This window comes from Microcystis sp. CS-574 (assembly GCF_028329095.1).
GTDB lineage: Bacteria > Cyanobacteriota > Cyanobacteriia > Cyanobacteriales > Microcystaceae > Microcystis > Microcystis ichthyoblabe_A.
Window position 1 is genome coordinate 1 of record NZ_JAQMSY010000147.1, and the last position, 15168, is coordinate 15168.

General features: G+C 40.7%; 16 protein-coding genes and 1 pseudogene. 9 read left to right on the forward strand and 8 right to left on the reverse strand.

Going from position 1 to position 15168, the window contains the following annotated elements; translation table 11 throughout:
- From PN470_RS11610 to PN470_RS11620, 3 genes are all read right to left on the reverse strand, one after another.
- A partial coding sequence (locus tag PN470_RS11610) for an RNA-guided endonuclease InsQ/TnpB family protein (RefSeq protein ID WP_272104570.1) occupies positions 1 to 347 on the reverse strand: 347 nt, incomplete at its 3' end.
- 3 nt (positions 348 to 350) lie between these two features.
- The gene (locus PN470_RS11615; protein ID WP_172963124.1) at positions 351 to 503 is read right to left on the reverse strand and encodes a hypothetical protein; all 153 of its coding nucleotides are present in this window, start codon (positions 501 to 503) and stop codon (positions 351 to 353) included.
- A gap of 441 nt (positions 504 to 944) precedes the next feature.
- Positions 945 to 1499 carry a hypothetical protein gene (locus PN470_RS11620; protein ID WP_272104571.1) on the reverse strand — a complete coding sequence of 185 codons (555 nt, stop codon included), beginning with the start codon at positions 1497 to 1499 and terminating at the stop codon, positions 945 to 947.
- Positions 1500 to 1553: 54 nt separating this feature from the next.
- On the opposite strand from PN470_RS11620, the gene rnc reads away from it, so the two are divergent.
- Complete coding sequence (gene rnc / locus PN470_RS11625; RefSeq protein ID WP_002736100.1) at positions 1554 to 2231, forward strand: ribonuclease III; 678 nt, start codon at positions 1554 to 1556, stop codon at positions 2229 to 2231.
- A 19-nt stretch (positions 2232 to 2250) separates the two neighbouring features.
- Here the strand turns inward: rnc and PN470_RS11630 are convergent, their stop codons facing one another.
- Complete coding sequence (locus PN470_RS11630) at positions 2251 to 3030, reverse strand: Crp/Fnr family transcriptional regulator (protein ID WP_002794831.1); 780 nt, start codon at positions 3028 to 3030, stop codon at positions 2251 to 2253.
- A 170-nt stretch (positions 3031 to 3200) separates the two neighbouring features.
- On the opposite strand from PN470_RS11630, the gene PN470_RS11635 reads away from it, so the two are divergent.
- The 6 genes and pseudogenes from PN470_RS11635 to PN470_RS11660 all read left to right on the forward strand — a co-directional run.
- The gene (locus PN470_RS11635; RefSeq protein WP_272104572.1) at positions 3201 to 4244 is read left to right on the forward strand and encodes a sulfate ABC transporter substrate-binding protein; all 1044 of its coding nucleotides are present in this window, start codon (positions 3201 to 3203) and stop codon (positions 4242 to 4244) included.
- A 12-nt stretch (positions 4245 to 4256) separates the two neighbouring features.
- Positions 4257 to 4598 (forward strand): NIL domain-containing protein, encoded by a 342-nt coding sequence (locus PN470_RS11640; protein ID WP_002735726.1) that lies wholly within the window; start codon positions 4257 to 4259, stop codon positions 4596 to 4598.
- 124 nt (positions 4599 to 4722) lie between these two features.
- Positions 4723 to 5565: a sulfate ABC transporter permease subunit CysT gene (cysT, locus tag PN470_RS11645; protein WP_002736038.1), complete on the forward strand. Its 843-nt coding sequence runs from the start codon at positions 4723 to 4725 to the stop codon at positions 5563 to 5565.
- Between the two features lie 41 nt (positions 5566 to 5606).
- Positions 5607 to 6449 carry a sulfate ABC transporter permease subunit CysW gene (gene cysW, locus PN470_RS11650; protein ID WP_002736746.1) on the forward strand — a complete coding sequence of 281 codons (843 nt, stop codon included), beginning with the start codon at positions 5607 to 5609 and terminating at the stop codon, positions 6447 to 6449.
- Between the two features lie 80 nt (positions 6450 to 6529).
- The gene (locus tag PN470_RS11655; protein ID WP_130756532.1) at positions 6530 to 7570 is read left to right on the forward strand and encodes a sulfate/molybdate ABC transporter ATP-binding protein; all 1041 of its coding nucleotides are present in this window, start codon (positions 6530 to 6532) and stop codon (positions 7568 to 7570) included.
- A 236-nt stretch (positions 7571 to 7806) separates the two neighbouring features.
- Positions 7807 to 8024, forward strand: a pseudogene (locus PN470_RS11660) (transposase); the annotation flags it as partial.
- 57 nt (positions 8025 to 8081) lie between these two features.
- On the opposite strand, the gene PN470_RS11665 reads toward PN470_RS11660, so the two are convergent.
- Positions 8082 to 9833: a mechanosensitive ion channel family protein gene (locus PN470_RS11665; RefSeq protein ID WP_272104573.1), complete on the reverse strand. Its 1752-nt coding sequence runs from the start codon at positions 9831 to 9833 to the stop codon at positions 8082 to 8084.
- Between the two features lie 1058 nt (positions 9834 to 10891).
- On the opposite strand from PN470_RS11665, the gene PN470_RS11670 reads away from it, so the two are divergent.
- A complete protein-coding gene (locus PN470_RS11670) occupies positions 10892 to 11446 on the forward strand; it encodes a hypothetical protein (RefSeq protein WP_069473957.1) in 555 nt (184 codons plus the stop codon).
- A gap of 594 nt (positions 11447 to 12040) precedes the next feature.
- Here PN470_RS11670 and PN470_RS11675 read toward each other — a convergent pair.
- Entirely contained in the window at positions 12041 to 13153 is a 1113-nt protein-coding gene (locus tag PN470_RS11675; protein ID WP_103112350.1) for a sensor histidine kinase, read from the reverse strand.
- Positions 13154 to 13516: 363 nt separating this feature from the next.
- On the opposite strand from PN470_RS11675, the gene PN470_RS11680 reads away from it, so the two are divergent.
- Positions 13517 to 13933, forward strand: coding sequence for a DUF1816 domain-containing protein (locus tag PN470_RS11680; protein ID WP_002737782.1), 417 nt, complete (start codon positions 13517 to 13519; stop codon positions 13931 to 13933).
- A 26-nt stretch (positions 13934 to 13959) separates the two neighbouring features.
- On the opposite strand, the gene PN470_RS11685 is transcribed toward PN470_RS11680, so the two are convergent.
- Together PN470_RS11685 and PN470_RS11690 are read right to left on the reverse strand one after the other, a co-directional pair.
- Positions 13960 to 14154: a hypothetical protein gene (locus PN470_RS11685; protein WP_002737105.1), complete on the reverse strand. Its 195-nt coding sequence runs from the start codon at positions 14152 to 14154 to the stop codon at positions 13960 to 13962.
- A 699-nt stretch (positions 14155 to 14853) separates the two neighbouring features.
- Positions 14854 to 15168, reverse strand: a 315-nt coding sequence (locus PN470_RS11690) for a pentapeptide repeat-containing protein (RefSeq protein ID WP_272104574.1), incomplete at its 5' end; no start/stop codon positions are given.

Consider the following 15168-nt stretch of genomic DNA (forward strand, 5'->3'; position numbering starts at 1 on the left):
GCAGATTTGGTAAATTCGGCACTTCCTCCCTGATGTTTTTTCTTAAAGTTAGGATACTTAGTACGACCAGCAAAGAAGTTAGTGAAAGCTGTTTGTAAATGTCTTAACCCTTGTTGTAAGGGTACACAGCTAACTTCGTTTAAAAAGTCTAATTCTTCTTGTTTTTTCCAATCGGTTAGCATTGAAGAAGTTTGAGCGTAGCCTACTCTTTCTTGTCTTTCATACCAAGCTTGTGTTCTGAGATGGAGAGCTTTATTGTAAACTAATCTTACACAGCCCAAAGTGCGCCGCAATAGCGACTCTTGTTCGGGTGTGGGGTAAAATTGAAACGAATAGGCTTTTTCCATACCTCACATTTTAGCATATATTTCGTAAACGATGCTCATATTTAACAGTAAAGCCGTCGTAGAACGACGGGGTTTCAGACCCAAATTTTCGATGAAACCGAGAGCCTTGAAGCCGACCAGCATATAACAGTGATGGAATTCAAGTCTGAATTCCATCACTATTTGATCTAACTTCACAGAATACCTCATTCGGGGTACGGCTCTCTTATTCTTTGTGTGGTCAGTTTAACTTACTATAGAAGCGATCAATCTTCGTGTCCTCTGTGTCTGGAGTGGTTCCTTCCACTCCCTCGCCAGCAGGACTATATCTTAGAATACATTTTACCCACCAAACCTAAGAGAGCCTCCTGCGTCTGGACTACTGATAAAATAATGGGTAATGGTTTCATCTGGGGGAATTCTCTCTAAAATTAACTTTTTGTCGGGTTGATTAAGGCACTCGATTTCTGCGGTAATTTCGAGGGACTACAGGAGAGTTCTTGGATAATTAATTTTTGAGAGTTCAAAAATGAGAAAAATAGGCATAAAATCTCTAAGTAGAGAATTTAGTTGATTAAAGCTCATTCTTGATTCTCCTGACGACCGAATACTGGCTACTTACTCCTCAACTAAGGGAAGATTTTTGATTTTGACAAGAGGTCTATACTTAAGAGAGCCGTAGATTAATAACATTGTCGTTAAAGTTATGGCCATAATTAGGGGAGCGATTTTGGCTAACCAGAAAGCCACGAAGATTATGCCGATTCCGTCAGCGAGTAAGATGGGTAAACGTGGCCCTATGCCATGGTCAATAATTTTTTCTGTGCTTGGCTGCAGTTGAATTTTGGCTAAACAATGAAACCAAATTTGACTGACTAAAACTATTAAAGCTCCCCATCCTATCGAGAGGGCAGCCAGATAAAAGCCCGATAATTCTAAAACAATTGTACTAACTGTGACGATAAAAAAGCGATCGAGGCGAGGATCGCTGGTTTTTTGCTGAAATTGGGCAATTTCTGCCAAGTCCACCGCCGCCATGCGTGCCTGTTCCATACACATCCCCAGGATACCTAGGGCAAGAATAGCAGCGGATAGGTTTTCCGGTGAGAAGATTTGGGAGATTATGCCTAAACTAGCCGGAAAAAACAGTAAAAAAAGGATCGTTCGTCTCATCTATTCGCGGTGGGGTCAGATTAAGATAAGAAATGCTCTTGACTTACTCGTGCAATGTCTTGTTTGCCTCCTTTTCAAAATGCTCTCCTTCTCACCCAAGCTTTAACCCATCGTTCCTATGTCAATGAACAGTCGGAATTGACGGAAAATAACGAGCGCCTAGAATTTTTAGGCGATGCGATTTTGGCTTTTTTGGTGGGCGAACTATTGTATCAAAAATATCCCGCCATGAACGAGGCCGAATTAACCCGTTTGCGGTCAAATTTGGTCAAAGAAGAACAATTAGCGCAATTAGGCATTGAAATCGGCCTGGGGGAGTTAATGCGTTTAGGCAAGGGAGCAATTAAAGATCGGGGGCGATCAAATCCTACCCTATTAGCGGACACTTTTGAAGCGATAATTGGGGCTTATTATCTAGATTCGGGGTTAAATGCGGTTAAAAACTATCTGCACGGGCTTTTTATCCCTGTAGCCTCTCATTTAGTCTCTCAACAATCGGAATCGCCATCTTTTATCGATGCCAAAAATCTCTTTCAACAGTGGGCGCTGGCCAATTTCGCCTCTAATCCAGAATATGCGATCATTGATGTTACTGGCCCCCCCCACGCTAGGGAATTTACTGCCGAAGTGCGGGTTAATAACCTTCTCTATGGTACAGGTAAAGGCAAACGGAAACAGGATGCCACCAAAGCGGCTGCCGAAGATGCCTTAAAGCGCTGTCAATGGCAATAATAAATAAGGCCAAACCTACTTATCTTAGGGGCCACCAATTAACTTTATCTCTGGTGGCACTGTAAACTTCTTTTAAACCCTCGGCATCCAGTACCCGAATTAAATCCCCCGTCGATTCTGAGGCAATTAATCCCACGTTTTGCAATCCTTTTAATACCTGTTCGACGGTGCGTTGATTGAGTTGACAAGCGCGAGCAATCACATCGACGGATAAATCAAAAGTATAGATATTTTCGGCATCTGGTTGACTGCCTAATTCTCTTTCTTGATAGATTAAAGCTCTCAGTAAAGTGGCTACAGCTTGGGGTGGATAGCTACTGCAATTAAGCAGATGATACTCGAATTTTTGCTGTAATTCAAATAAAAAACAGTACCGTTGACGAAAACTTTCGTTATCGTTGTAAATCTTTTCTAGCGCCGATAAGGGAATTTTCAGGACGTGGGTAGTTTTATAGGATTCCACCAAACAGGGAAAAGCGCGACTGGCTAAACCATAACTAAAGGGTAAACTCCTCATACCAAAACAGCCACCGGGGTAGGTAATGGCAATAATCCGGTCGAGGGGGGTGCTGCGGACGACGATTACACCCTCATTCAAAATCACATACAAAACATCTAGAAATTCATCAGGCAGAAAAGCCGTATAGACGGGACGATTGGAAAATAGCGTCTCTAACTTGAGATTGTCGGCATCGAGATACTGACTTAACCAAGCTTCCTCTAGTCCGCGAAAAAGAAAACTCTGGTTAATCAGTTGTTGTAGGAGGGTTGTTTTTTTGGCCTTGACGCTCTTGCCCATAGTCTCAAACCTAGATGTAGCACTGATTTTATCTTCTCACAGTTTCCCTTGTTATCGCCTTATTCCCAATTTGTTTTATAAATGTATTGAAATTTTATTTCCTGTGCTGTAGGATTAAAGCAGACCTGAAAACAGATACAACCTCAGAGTAAAGCTTAGGAGCGCCGCCGATGCAGTCATCCCAGTCTTGTTTATCCCTACTCATGGCAACTGTCCTGACGGGAGGAATGCTGGCATCTTGTACCTCATCCCCCACCAATAGCGGCAATGACAGCCAAAAACCCGTGACTGTGACACTTGTTTCCTATGCTGTCACCCAAAGTGCCTACGAAAAAATCATTCCCAAATTTGTCGAGGAATGGCAAGAAAAAACGGGGCAAAAAGTCACTTTTGAACAGAGTTATGGCGGTTCCGGTTCCCAAACTCGTGCCGTTATCGATGGTTTAGAAGCGGATGTGGTAGCGTTGGCTTTAGCTTTGGATACCAAGAAAATTGAGCAAGCGGGATTAATTCAACCCGGTTGGGAAACAGAAGCACCCAATGACTCTATTGTTCATAAGTCTGTAGTGGCTTTTGTTCCTCGTGATGCCAATATTAAAATTAATCAATGGTCAGATTTAGCCAAGGATAATATTAAGGTTATTACTGCTAATCCCAAGACTTCTGGCGGAGCGCGCTGGAATTTTCTCGCTCTTTGGGGTTCGGTGACGCAAGCGGGAGGCAGTGAACAAGCGGCGCAAACTTTTGTCGAAAAAGTTTTTAAAAATGCGCCAGTTTTACCTAGAGATGCTCGCGAATCTAGTGATGTATTTTTTAAACAAGGTCAGGGAAATGTGCTAATTAATTACGAAAATGAGATGATTCTCGCTAACCAAAAAGGCGAGAAGTTGTCCTACACTGTTCCCACCGATTACAATATTTCTATTGATAATCCCGTGGCGGTTGTTGATGCCAATGTGGATAAAAAAGGTACGAGAAAAGTGGCCGAGGCTTTTGTGCAGTTTTTATTTACTCCCGCAGCCCAAAGAGAATTTGCTCAGGTGGGGTTTCGTCCCGTTGAACCGACTGTAGCTAAAGAGTTTGAGAGTAAATTTCCTCAGATAAAAAATCTCTTTACCGTGCAGGATTTAGGCGGTTGGGATAAGGTACAAAAGCAATTTTTTGATGATGGAGGCTTGTTCGATAAAATTCTGACTAAAGCTGGTAAATCTTAAAGGATAAAAACCATGGATAATCAACCTCAATGGCAAACTATTAATCATCCCCAAAGTGACTTACATCTCGATCAATCTGGACTCGATCGCCCCACTTCCCGAAGAATAAAAATTCGGATTCCTAAACAATATATTAACGAGCCAATTATAGCACGTTTAGGGTCTTTTTCTGGTCTAAAAGTGAATATATTTTCCGCTTTGTTAGCTGCCAATAATAATCAAGATGGCTGGTTCGATCTACAACTGCAAGGCAACTCCCAAGGGATAGAAAATGCCCTTTCCTATCTGGCAGATTTAGATGTAGAAGTTTGGTATGATTCAGCACAAGTTCTTGAAGAAGCGGACAATTGGTAATCTCTAATCGGCACCCCCCTTATCAAGGCGGATCCCCACCCCCCTTATCAAGGGGGGCAGGGGGGATCAAAGGCAAAATTTATCTTCTATTTAATTGGAACTACTTACTTAGCAATAATTAACAATGGCTAACCCACAATTATCTTTATCTCCCAGTCAACCCCTGAAAAAAGTTTCTATTCCTTGGGTAATTACCATTAGTTATCTAGTGGTTTTGTTGGTTTTACCAGCAGCGGCACTATTTGCTAAATCCCTAACTCTTGGTTTTGCCGAATTTTGGCGCATTGCCACTTTACCGATTTCTTTATCCGCCTACCAAGTCACTTTTTTTACTTCCTTAATCGCTGGACTAATTGACGGAGTTTTTGGCACTATTATCGCTTGGGTATTAGTGCGTTATCGATTTCCTGGGAAAAAAATTGTCGATGCTTGTGTAGATTTGCCCTTTGCTTTACCCACTTCTGTTGCTGGTTTAGTCCTCGCCACAGTTTATAGTGATAACGGTTGGATCGGTCAATTTTTTGCCCCCTTTGGTATTAAGATATCCTTTACCATTTTAGGGGTTTTTGTGGCGATGTTATTTATCGCTTTACCCTTCATTGTCCGCACCCTACAGCCGGTTTTACAGGAAATGGAAAAAGAAGTAGAAGAAGCAGCTTTATCCCTCGGAGCTTCCTCTTGGCAAATCTTTTGGCGAGTGATTTTTCCCACAATACTGCCCGCTATTTTAACAGGAGTTGCCCTCGGTTTTGCCAGAGCGATCGGTGAATATGGTTCTGTAGTTATTATCTCCTCTAATATTCCCTTTAAGGATTTAATTGCCCCAGTTTTAATCTTCCAAAGACTGGAGGAATATGATTACACGGGGGCGACAGTAATCGGCATGGTTTTATTGCTGGTTTCCCTAGGGATGTTAGTAGTAATTAATTTCCTGCAACAATGGGGGCAAAAATACAGAGTTAAGTAAAGAGTAAAAAACATTACAGTATGACTGGAGACAGATCAAAAATGCAGAATCCAAAAGCCTTAACTAAACAGAAAGAATGGGATTACAAACCCCTACTAATTATCATTGCCCTTGTCTATCTGGCACTGTTATTATTTATTCCAGCAGCAGCAGTATTTTACTATGCTTTTCGCAATGGATTCCAAGCTTTTTTAGAAGCGGCGGGAACCTCTGACTTTATCGAAGCGGTAAGATTAACAGTAATTATTGCCCTAATTACTGTACCCTTAAACACAATTTTCGGACTTTGTGCAGCTTGGGTAATTGCTCGCAATCAATTTCGTGGCAAAACGTTATTAATTAGTTTAATTGACTTACCCTTTGCCGTTTCTCCTGTGGTAGCGGGTTTAATGATTGTACTGCTCTATGGGCGCAATGGTTGGTTAGGTTCTTTTCTAGAATTTTTCGATATAAAAATACTTTTTGCTTTACCCGGAATGGTATTAGCAACTATATTTGTCACCATGCCTTTTGTCGCTAGAGAAGTTATCCCAGTCTTAGAAGAAATTGGCTTAGAACAAGAGGAAGCGGGGCGCACTTTAGGGGCAAATGATTGGCAGATTTTCTGGCGCGTTACTTTACCTAATATTCGTTGGGGGTTGATGTACGGAGTGCTGTTAACTAATGCCCGGGCGATGGGAGAATTTGGGGCGGTTTCTGTGGTTTCTGGCAGTATTTTAGGGAGAACTGCCACCCTGCCAATTTTCGTAGAACAGGCTTATAAAAATTATCTCACTCCTGCCGCTTTTAGTGCGGCGGCTATTCTAGCTTTACTAGCGGGAGTTACTTTAATTATCAAAGAAATTCTCGAACGTAAAACCGCCCACAAAATTCACACTACCTAACTACAAAAAACCTAAAAATATGAGCGGGCGTTGGGTTTCATGCTTCAACCCAACCTACGTTCTACAAAAAACCTAAAAATATGAGTATTATCATCCAGCAAGTTTCTAAACGTTTCGGCAATTTTCAAGCCTTAGATAATATCAATTTAACCATTCCTGAAGGTAAATTAGTCGCCCTCCTCGGACCATCGGGATCGGGAAAATCCACCTTATTACGTTCAATTGCGGGATTAGAAACTCCCGACAGTGGCGCAATTATCATTAACGGACAAGATACCACCCATCTGGACCCTAGACGGAGAAATATCGGCTTTGTTTTTCAACATTATGCCCTATTTAAACATTTAACTGTCCGCCAAAATATTGCTTTTGGACTAGAAATTCGCCAGCAAAAATCGCTGGTAATTAAGAAAAAAGTTGAGGAATTATTAGAATTAATTCAATTACAAGGATTAGGCGATCGCTATCCCGCCCAATTATCGGGAGGACAACGGCAGCGAGTAGCTTTAGCCCGCGCTTTAGCCATTCAACCGAAGGTATTATTATTAGATGAACCCTTTGGAGCTTTAGATGCAAAAGTTAGAAAAGAATTAAGGGTATGGCTGAGAAATTTACACGAAGAAGTTCACGTTACCAGTGTCTTTGTTACCCACGATCAAGAGGAAGCAATGGAGGTGGCCGATACGATTGTCGTGATGAATCATGGTAAAATTGAACAGGTGGGTTCTCCCGCCGAAATTTACGATCATCCCGCTACACCTTTTGTGATGCAATTTATTGGGGAAGTGAATATCTTACACAGTTTAGCAGGATTAGGAAAAGGGTATCATCAGGGGGATAATTCTACCGTCTTTATCCGTCCCCACGACCTCGAAATCATTCCCGAACAAGATGGGTTGAATAGTTGGGCAGTGGTAAAAAGAGTTATTCATTTAGGCTGGGAAATACAAGTAGAATTAATGTTAGCCGATGGGGAAATGGTGGTGGCTTATCTCAATCGTGAGGAGTACAAGCAATTACAGTTACAACCAGAACAAACGGTACATTTAAAACCGAGAAAAGCGACCTTACTCACTGATTTTGACAATAAAATTGAGAAATTTATCGATTATTCAATTTAAAAACCTTAGTTGTGTTACAGCTTTTCTCATCAGGATAAAGTACAACCTAATTTGCTATTGATGATCGACTCCCCAAAAAAACTTCCTGTCTCACCATTAAGATAACTGCTATAATGTTTGACTAAGACAATTATTTTTAAGTAATAGCCAATTCAAAAATGAAACGCATCAACCTCAATAGTTAACAAAGAAAGGCTGATCAGGTACTGTCCGATCAATACAAAAACAAATCAGAGCCTTATCGTTCTTGGGACAGGGGATTAAACGAGCAGATTAAGGGACTATTGAGACAATTTTTTCCCAAGGGTAACGAATTTGAAAATCCTTAAGCTAGAGCAGGTAGTAAAGAGCCGTAAACTCTATTAACAATCGTCCTCGAAAATGTCTTAATTATCGTACCCCAAATCAGCTATTCTATGAAGGTAAATCGGACAGTGATGCAATTCAGACTTGAATTGGCTCATCATATTAATAATCCGCCAACAGTGAGTGCTTAAAAACGGATTTACTATCATAATGTGTTGTTTTCCTGATTGTCTGAAGATTGAACGCGAAAGGGAGGCGCAACATAATCGGAAGGTAAATAATTTTCGGGGATAGTTGTTGTATTTCCATCTCGTAGGGAGGTGTAACTGGGAGAAAGAATCTCAATCCCAGCTTCATTACACTTATCTTGAATATTTTGATGGAGTTCTGAATAAATGATTACCATTAAATTGGGTTGGTTAGTGTAAGCGTTCAATTGATAACTGATGTAAAAATTATCTAGGCTAGTTTGCAGGACAAAAGGAGCGGGTTCTTTGAGGATATGCTCAGTTTCTATAGCAGCTTCAATTAAGGTTTTGTGGGCTTTTCGCCAGGGCAGATCGTACCCTAGGGTAATCGTTGTCTGAATAATTAGATTTCTGTTTAATTCCCGCGAGGAAATACTAAAGTTAATCACATTACTACTTAATAAAGATGAGTTAGGAATAGTAATGATTTTATTAGTGGGAGTACAAATGCGGATGACTAGGAAGTTTTTTTCAATTAGATCGCCAATTACATCTCCTACTTGAATGTGATCTCCGATGCGAAATGCCCGGGTATAAATAAGAATAATTCCCCCAATAACATTGGCGATTGCCGAAGTAGAACCAAGGGATAAAAGAAGACCAAGAAAAACAGAAACACCTCGGAAAGCAGGGGAATCAAAACCGGGCAAATAGGGAAAAGCAACTATTGCTGCTATGGCAATAATTATGACTAATAGGATATTGTAAGTCGGTTTAGCCCAATCAGTATAAAAACCAGGAATAACCAGATTTCCTCTTTCTATTGCTGTAAAAAAGGGCTTGATTAGCCCGATTAAGTAGTAGGTTATAAAAATGATTATGGCAATAATAAAGGCATTGGGAAGATATTGGCCAATAGAGGATAAAACCAGTTCTAATGATTGAGAAAAATAGCCTAAAATACTCTCACCAAAAACTCTTGTCCAGGGAAATAAACGAAGTACAAATGTAGCATAATTAAATAACAATAAAAAGAGAACAAGTAAGCGAATTATCCGAAGAACTCGCAGCCAAAAAAAGCTTATATTAGAGGAAGATATGATCTCAACATTCCCGATTTGAATGCCTGGCGTCAAGGATTCAATCAAACGTCTAATAAAGGGAAATAGCTTCCCTGAAATTTTGATAACTGCAAAGCTAATAATCAGGAAGGCAAAGCTGGCTATAACCGTATAAATGATGTTCTTAAGTAGTTGTTCGGGTTTTCGATCTTGGCGATATTGAGCGATAGCAACCTGAATTTTTTGTAAAGCTTGTTGAGCTAAAACCTCCGGCGTTGAACGATAGGCTTTTGCATCTCGCTCCGTCACCGTTAGAATTACTTCTTGATCTACACTTAAATAAAGTGAGTTATCATCAGGAATCTGCTTAATTGTCAGGTTCTCAACAGGAATAGAATCATTTTGAGCAATTCTTTCAATTCTCCGGGTAATAGCGTTAGCTCTCTCCTCCGCCGAAAATGAAGAAACTCCCCGCCGGATAAAAAAGAGAGTTTTTCCATCTAACATAACTGGAAAGCCGTCAATTTTATTTTCCGGTTGTGTCGGATTTTGAGCTATTCCCAAAAGAGGAGAGGTGAGAGTCAGTAGTAAAACTACAACAAATATTACAAAAGTATGCCCAATTTTTTTCATCCATCCTCTAGCTTTAGATGCTGTAGTTGGCATTGAATATCTTTGATTAATATCGACAAACGGTACAAATTTCATAGGATTAAGTCAGATTTTTCTGGGTGTAGTCGGGTAAGGTTTAGGCATTAAGAAAAGCTAAAACGGCTCTTCTGGTTTCTGTGTGGAAACGAGGTCTATACTGATAGTTTCTTCGACAAAATAGTCCTAAAAGTGTTACCCGATAAGCATTTCACGATTCCATAAGCAAAAATTATCACACAAAGTCGAGAAGAGCCCTAAAACCAGTCGCAGAGTAATTGTCCCCGGCAACATGAATACAATCAGGGCGACAATTATTTGACAGAGCCAGCGAATTTGAGTATAGCGTGGTTTTCTAGAGGTTTTTTTGATCATAGATCAAAGCAGAATTATCCCTAACTATTCTCTCACAAAAATCCAGTGGGTAAATTAAGTGATCGCTGCTGGTAATTCCTGGCGACTGTACTAATACTAAATCCTGTTTAAAAGCCATAGGAGATTAGGGAGATGGGGGAGTGGGGAGATGGGGGAGCAAATGTCAGCAGAAAGTTAGCAAAATTATCGGCTCTTCTGGTTTCTGTGTGGAAACGAAGCCTATACTGATAGTTTCTTCGGCAAAATAGTCGTAAAAGTCTTTCTCCGTCAACATTTCACGATTCCATAAGCAAAAATTATCACACAAAGTCGAGAAGAGCCAATTATCTAGTCACACCAGTCAATCAAACGCCGTAGCAATTCTATCTATCCTAGTACAATTGCTCAGGAGCTACGATCAATTAACCTAGAAGAGTTAGCCAATAACCAAATTCAGGCGTTGACAAGTTTATGTCACTTTTCTCATCAACCCCTGGCAAAAGTCAAAAAGTAATCAATAATATAGCGGTTTTCAGTCTCATAAGGTATAGTAAATCCCTTGATAGATAGGCGTTTCAGCGTTTCAATCGGGACTCACTTCTGTGAAAACCGCTATAATATGCAGGGGTTAATTATTGCTACTATGGCAAGAGTACCTCTCGTCTGGCTTCCACCAGAAGTCTGTTGGTAGCTTCGGGAATTGTCAAAACCGAGATGTAGTTACTCATTGGACGCCACAAAGGCCAAAATATGGAGTATCGTTTATGAGCCATTTATCCCTATCCGAACAGATTAACGCGGAACTTCTGGCAATCCTGATCGAAGAAGAAGTCACCTATCCCTGGGATGTAACCGCTGTTGAGAGTCATGATCCCTTAGACGTGACAGAAACGCCTTTTTCTCTGTGTGAAGGACTAGAAGCGACGGCGATCGAGGCACAAGCTCATAGATTCTTTAGCAGTTTACACCAAAAATTCCCGACAGTTTCCGTTTCATCCCGGTCTAATATCTTTGATAAATTTGCCTCTTTACTGCCAGCCGAACATTTAAATCGTCTAGTAGAAAGTGCTGAAAATCTAGTTAATAGTCAATTAGATAACTTCGATCGCCTTGTTGTTTGTCTTAGCGAGCTTTTTCCCCAATGGTCTCCAGAAGATTTACAGGTTTTTGCCCGTCCCTACGCCTATACTATGCGTAATGGCCAGAGCAAAACCACTATAGACACCGAAGATTGGCAAAGTCTTTCCGAAATTGAACAAATTCGCCGGAGTGCAGCCATCGCCAGCCAGATTTTTCGCCACTTGTCTTCTCCTGAATAGTCATCTGGTTATCAGCCGTACTGCATTGAAACTGCCTATTAGACCTCCATCTAAATATTATAGTCATTTCAATTAGGATTGAGAATATCAATGCCAGAGTTCATAAGGGTTCAACCAGTCTAGACTGTATCAGAATTATCTGAAATGACTATATATGGCTCTCCCAGCTTTGGTGGGTAAAATGTATTCTAAGATACATTTCTCAAGAGCGAGGGGGTGGAACGAACCACAAAGACACAAAGGACACAAAGATCGATCGATCATATTGTAAGTTAAACTTATCACACAGAACCTAGAAGAGCCTATATATTAAGACTAAAAGTTTTTCTAGTTAAGGAATCTAAGCAAATAAAAATGATTTTAATTGTTTCATATTTTTTCAGTGAAATTGAATTAGCAACGATAAATACACATTTCAGCTTAGAACTACTCAGTTAGTACAAAAGCTAAAAGCAAGCTGTGACTGGGTTATAATTTTTGGAGATGTCTATTAGATATTTTAGTACAAATGCTCAAACTCTCTCTCCCCGCTCCATCTCCCCCTTCTCCCGTCTCCCCTTACCGATTACTGTTTACCGATCACTAAAAAAACCCCTACTCCCAATTCGGAGATACTGCTAGGGAAAAACGAAAAGTGCTGCCTTTACCTAATTCACTTTCTACCTCCATTTGACTTTGGTGTAATTCCACTAAACGACGGGTAATCGCTAAACCAATACCACTACCCCCAGAATAACGGGAACGAGAACGATCGGCCCGCCAAAAGCGCTCGAAAATAAAGGGTAAATCCTCTGCTGCGATGCCGATTCCCGTGTCGATAACGGCAATTTGTAGGCGATTTTTGTCCCTTGTCACTTGCAGGGTAATTGCACCATGATCGGTGTAACGAATGGCATTACCGAGCAGATTAACTAAAATTTGTTCGAGGCGATCGGGATCGGCCATGACAGATGGTAAATTGAGGGGACAATCTAACTGTAAAGTCGGTCCATCTTCTAATAATTGATCGGCTAATTTTTCGATAAGAGAATTTAACAAAGTTAATAAATTAACAGGTTGCAGTTTAATCGAGAGATAACCAGATTCCGCTTGCGATAGCTCCTGTAGATCGTGGGTTAAACGTTCTAACCGGCGGGTTTCTTTCACTAATTTCTGATAAAGTTCTGGATTAGGTTTGATCGCACCATCGGCTAATTCCTCCAGATATCCCCGTACCACAGTTAAAGGGGTGCGTAATTCGTGGGTAAGATCACCGATTAATTCCTGGCGACGTTTTTCCACATCGGCTAAACTAATCGCCATCTGATTAAAACTAATGGCTAATTGATTTAATTCTGGGATTTCGCTTTCTGGAACTCGCGCCGATAAATCCCCTTCCGCAAAATTTTTAGTGATTTGTTTGATTTGTTTTACCGGTTTCATAATGCGTTGAGAAACCAAAAAACTCAGATAACCAGCTGCACTTCCTCCCGCAATAAATGACCAAATAGCACTACTATCCCAAGCCGTCTCAAAACCCCTAACCAAGAAAGTTCTTGCCGAGCGCACGGTAAAAAATCCCTGCCTTTCTAACTGTTCCAAACGCAAAACAAACATTCGGGGAGAAGATAATTTAGCAATGATAATAAAGCTACTCAATCCCACCACCATAACGAGGAGATGGGATAAAAATAATCTGGTTCCTAAGCTTAATTTTGGTGGCTGCATATTTGGTAAAAAACTCTATTTGTCGTCAATATTATTAACATTGTTTATCATAAAGATGAAGTATAACAGGATTGGGCATCGACGACCGACTCCCGAAAACAAAAACTTTGTACCTCACCATTAAGATAACAGCCATATATCCGGCTACAGCATCATAAAGAACTCTATCGGGTTCTTCCTGTGGAAGAATCTCCCCTTAAGCCATGCTGTGAGGGGAGAATAGGTCAAAACCTAACTTTTTGCCGCTCTATGCTATGGTATCAAGATGCGCTACTCTGTTAGGAGATGATTTTGCTTGAGTCATCTGCTCAAAGTAGCGTCTGTTTTTTTTAACCCTTACCCCCAAAAGAGAATCTTTTCTGTATGCTAGAGGCTAATAATCAGGGAGAGAATCAAATATTTCTCTATGAAGTTGTTTTTTCCGGTTCTTCTGGCTCTTTGCCTCAACGCTTCTCCCGGACAGTCCTGCGAGTACCTAAAAGCCGCATGAGTCAAGAAACACAGCGCCTCCTGCGCCAAGGTGCCAGGATTCTCAGTATAAAGCCTCTTGACCCAGAAACTGTCTCCATTAAGCCTAGTTTACCACCTCAACCCTGGTGGATAGAGATCACCACCACTCAGCCGAAATGTCTCTATTATTTCGGTCCGTTTGAGAGTTTTTCTGAAGCTTTATCCCATCAATCCGGTTATATCGAAGACCTACAATCGGAATCTGCTGTGGGGATTAACAGCGAAATTAAACAATGTCAGCCCGAGGTTTTAACTCAAGAAGATTTTTAATATATGGTATCTAATTATACAGATTTTTAGGAATAGTTAGTCTCCTTTTGTTTTCGTTGAATAATGCCTTCACCTTCACAGAATTTACAGGGGACGGATTCATTCTCTGTCTCTAGATAGATTCTTCCTTTGCCTTGGCAGTGGGAACAGATAACTTTTTCTTCCCACCAATAATTCTCTAAAAAAGCCTCATCGGTAATATAGGTAAAATCTTCAAACATTGGCTTGTCCTCTTATTGTTCAGATAGCTTAATCTGGGTTCACCTTTCAAGCTGAGAAATTGAAAATCAGTTTTACCCCCATAGTAAAAAAGATCGGGTTCATTCTCTTGGAAACTTAAATTACTTCATATTTATTCATATTTATTAATATAATAATGAGTGTTCACTATCAATCTTTGCTAAAGCAGCACCCCCTAATTGTATCATAGCAGACGTGGCAATTAACGACCAACTATACTTTAGACGTTCATAATCTGAGATTTATTCAACTTCTGAAATGGTAAGTAGTCGTGCAAAATTAATTTCCTAGTGAAGATAGGCAAGAGGCAAAAGGCAATAGGCAAGAGCGGGGTTAGATATGTGTAATTAATTTTGCTTAGGTACTTAGAGTAAGCAAGGAATTCAGTTCTTTTTTATGTTTTAGATGGGCATCATTCAGACATTCATAAATAGCTGAAGAAAAGTCAGAAAAGTTTTCATAATATTTAGGGTTGGCTGAATAAATGTGAAATGTAGGTAAGGTAAGGGTTTTGTGGCTTTTCTCGCCAAACAGGTGCAAGATTTTGAGAGAATCGTGCTTCCAAACCTTGCGTTTTCATCGGCCCGCGTCCTGTAGGGGCGAAGCATTTGGGCATAACCTATCGGTGAAACCGGAGATTTTCTATCCGAATGCTTCGCCCGTACTTTTTGCCGCAAACCCTATTTAGTATTACAATCGATCGGATTTGGCGGATCTGAGTTTTTGTCCCTTTTGAGTTTCTCGATTTCTCGTTGATTGGCTTTCCAGTCCTCAGCCACCCATAATTGTTTATCTTTATCCCACTTGGATTCCGTGTATATTGCTTTTTCCCAAAAGCAGGCCGATTTAATTCTTTCTGGATGAAGATCCTCGGCTCCGTTGAGGTTGGCTGCGATGAGGTTGGCTGCGATGAGGTTGGCTGCGATGAGGTTGGCTCCGTTGAGGTTGGCTCCGATGAGGTTGGCTCGGTTGAGGTTAGCTCGGTTGAGCTTGGC

Coding starts and splice junctions, on each gene's coding strand:
- PN470_RS11675 (WP_103112350.1), bottom strand. CDS start 13,153: ATGCAGCCACCAAAATTAAGCTTAGGAACCAGATTATTTTTATCCCAT.
- cysT (WP_002736038.1), top strand. CDS start 4,723: ATGGCTAACCCACAATTATCTTTATCTCCCAGTCAACCCCTGAAAAAA.
- cysW (WP_002736746.1), top strand. CDS start 5,607: ATGCAGAATCCAAAAGCCTTAACTAAACAGAAAGAATGGGATTACAAA.
- PN470_RS11655 (WP_130756532.1), top strand. CDS start 6,530: ATGAGTATTATCATCCAGCAAGTTTCTAAACGTTTCGGCAATTTTCAA.
- PN470_RS11665 (WP_272104573.1), bottom strand. CDS start 9,833: ATGAAATTTGTACCGTTTGTCGATATTAATCAAAGATATTCAATGCCA.
- rnc (WP_002736100.1), top strand. CDS start 1,554: ATGTCTTGTTTGCCTCCTTTTCAAAATGCTCTCCTTCTCACCCAAGCT.
- PN470_RS11685 (WP_002737105.1), bottom strand. CDS start 14,154: ATGTTTGAAGATTTTACCTATATTACCGATGAGGCTTTTTTAGAGAAT.
- PN470_RS11680 (WP_002737782.1), top strand. CDS start 13,517: ATGCTAGAGGCTAATAATCAGGGAGAGAATCAAATATTTCTCTATGAA.
- PN470_RS11630 (WP_002794831.1), bottom strand. CDS start 3,030: ATGGGCAAGAGCGTCAAGGCCAAAAAAACAACCCTCCTACAACAACTG.
- PN470_RS11640 (WP_002735726.1), top strand. CDS start 4,257: ATGGATAATCAACCTCAATGGCAAACTATTAATCATCCCCAAAGTGAC.
- PN470_RS11615 (WP_172963124.1), bottom strand. CDS start 503: ATGGAATTCAGACTTGAATTCCATCACTGTTATATGCTGGTCGGCTTC.
- PN470_RS11635 (WP_272104572.1), top strand. CDS start 3,201: ATGCAGTCATCCCAGTCTTGTTTATCCCTACTCATGGCAACTGTCCTG.
- PN470_RS11670 (WP_069473957.1), top strand. CDS start 10,892: ATGAGCCATTTATCCCTATCCGAACAGATTAACGCGGAACTTCTGGCA.
- PN470_RS11620 (WP_272104571.1), bottom strand. CDS start 1,499: ATGAGACGAACGATCCTTTTTTTACTGTTTTTTCCGGCTAGTTTAGGC.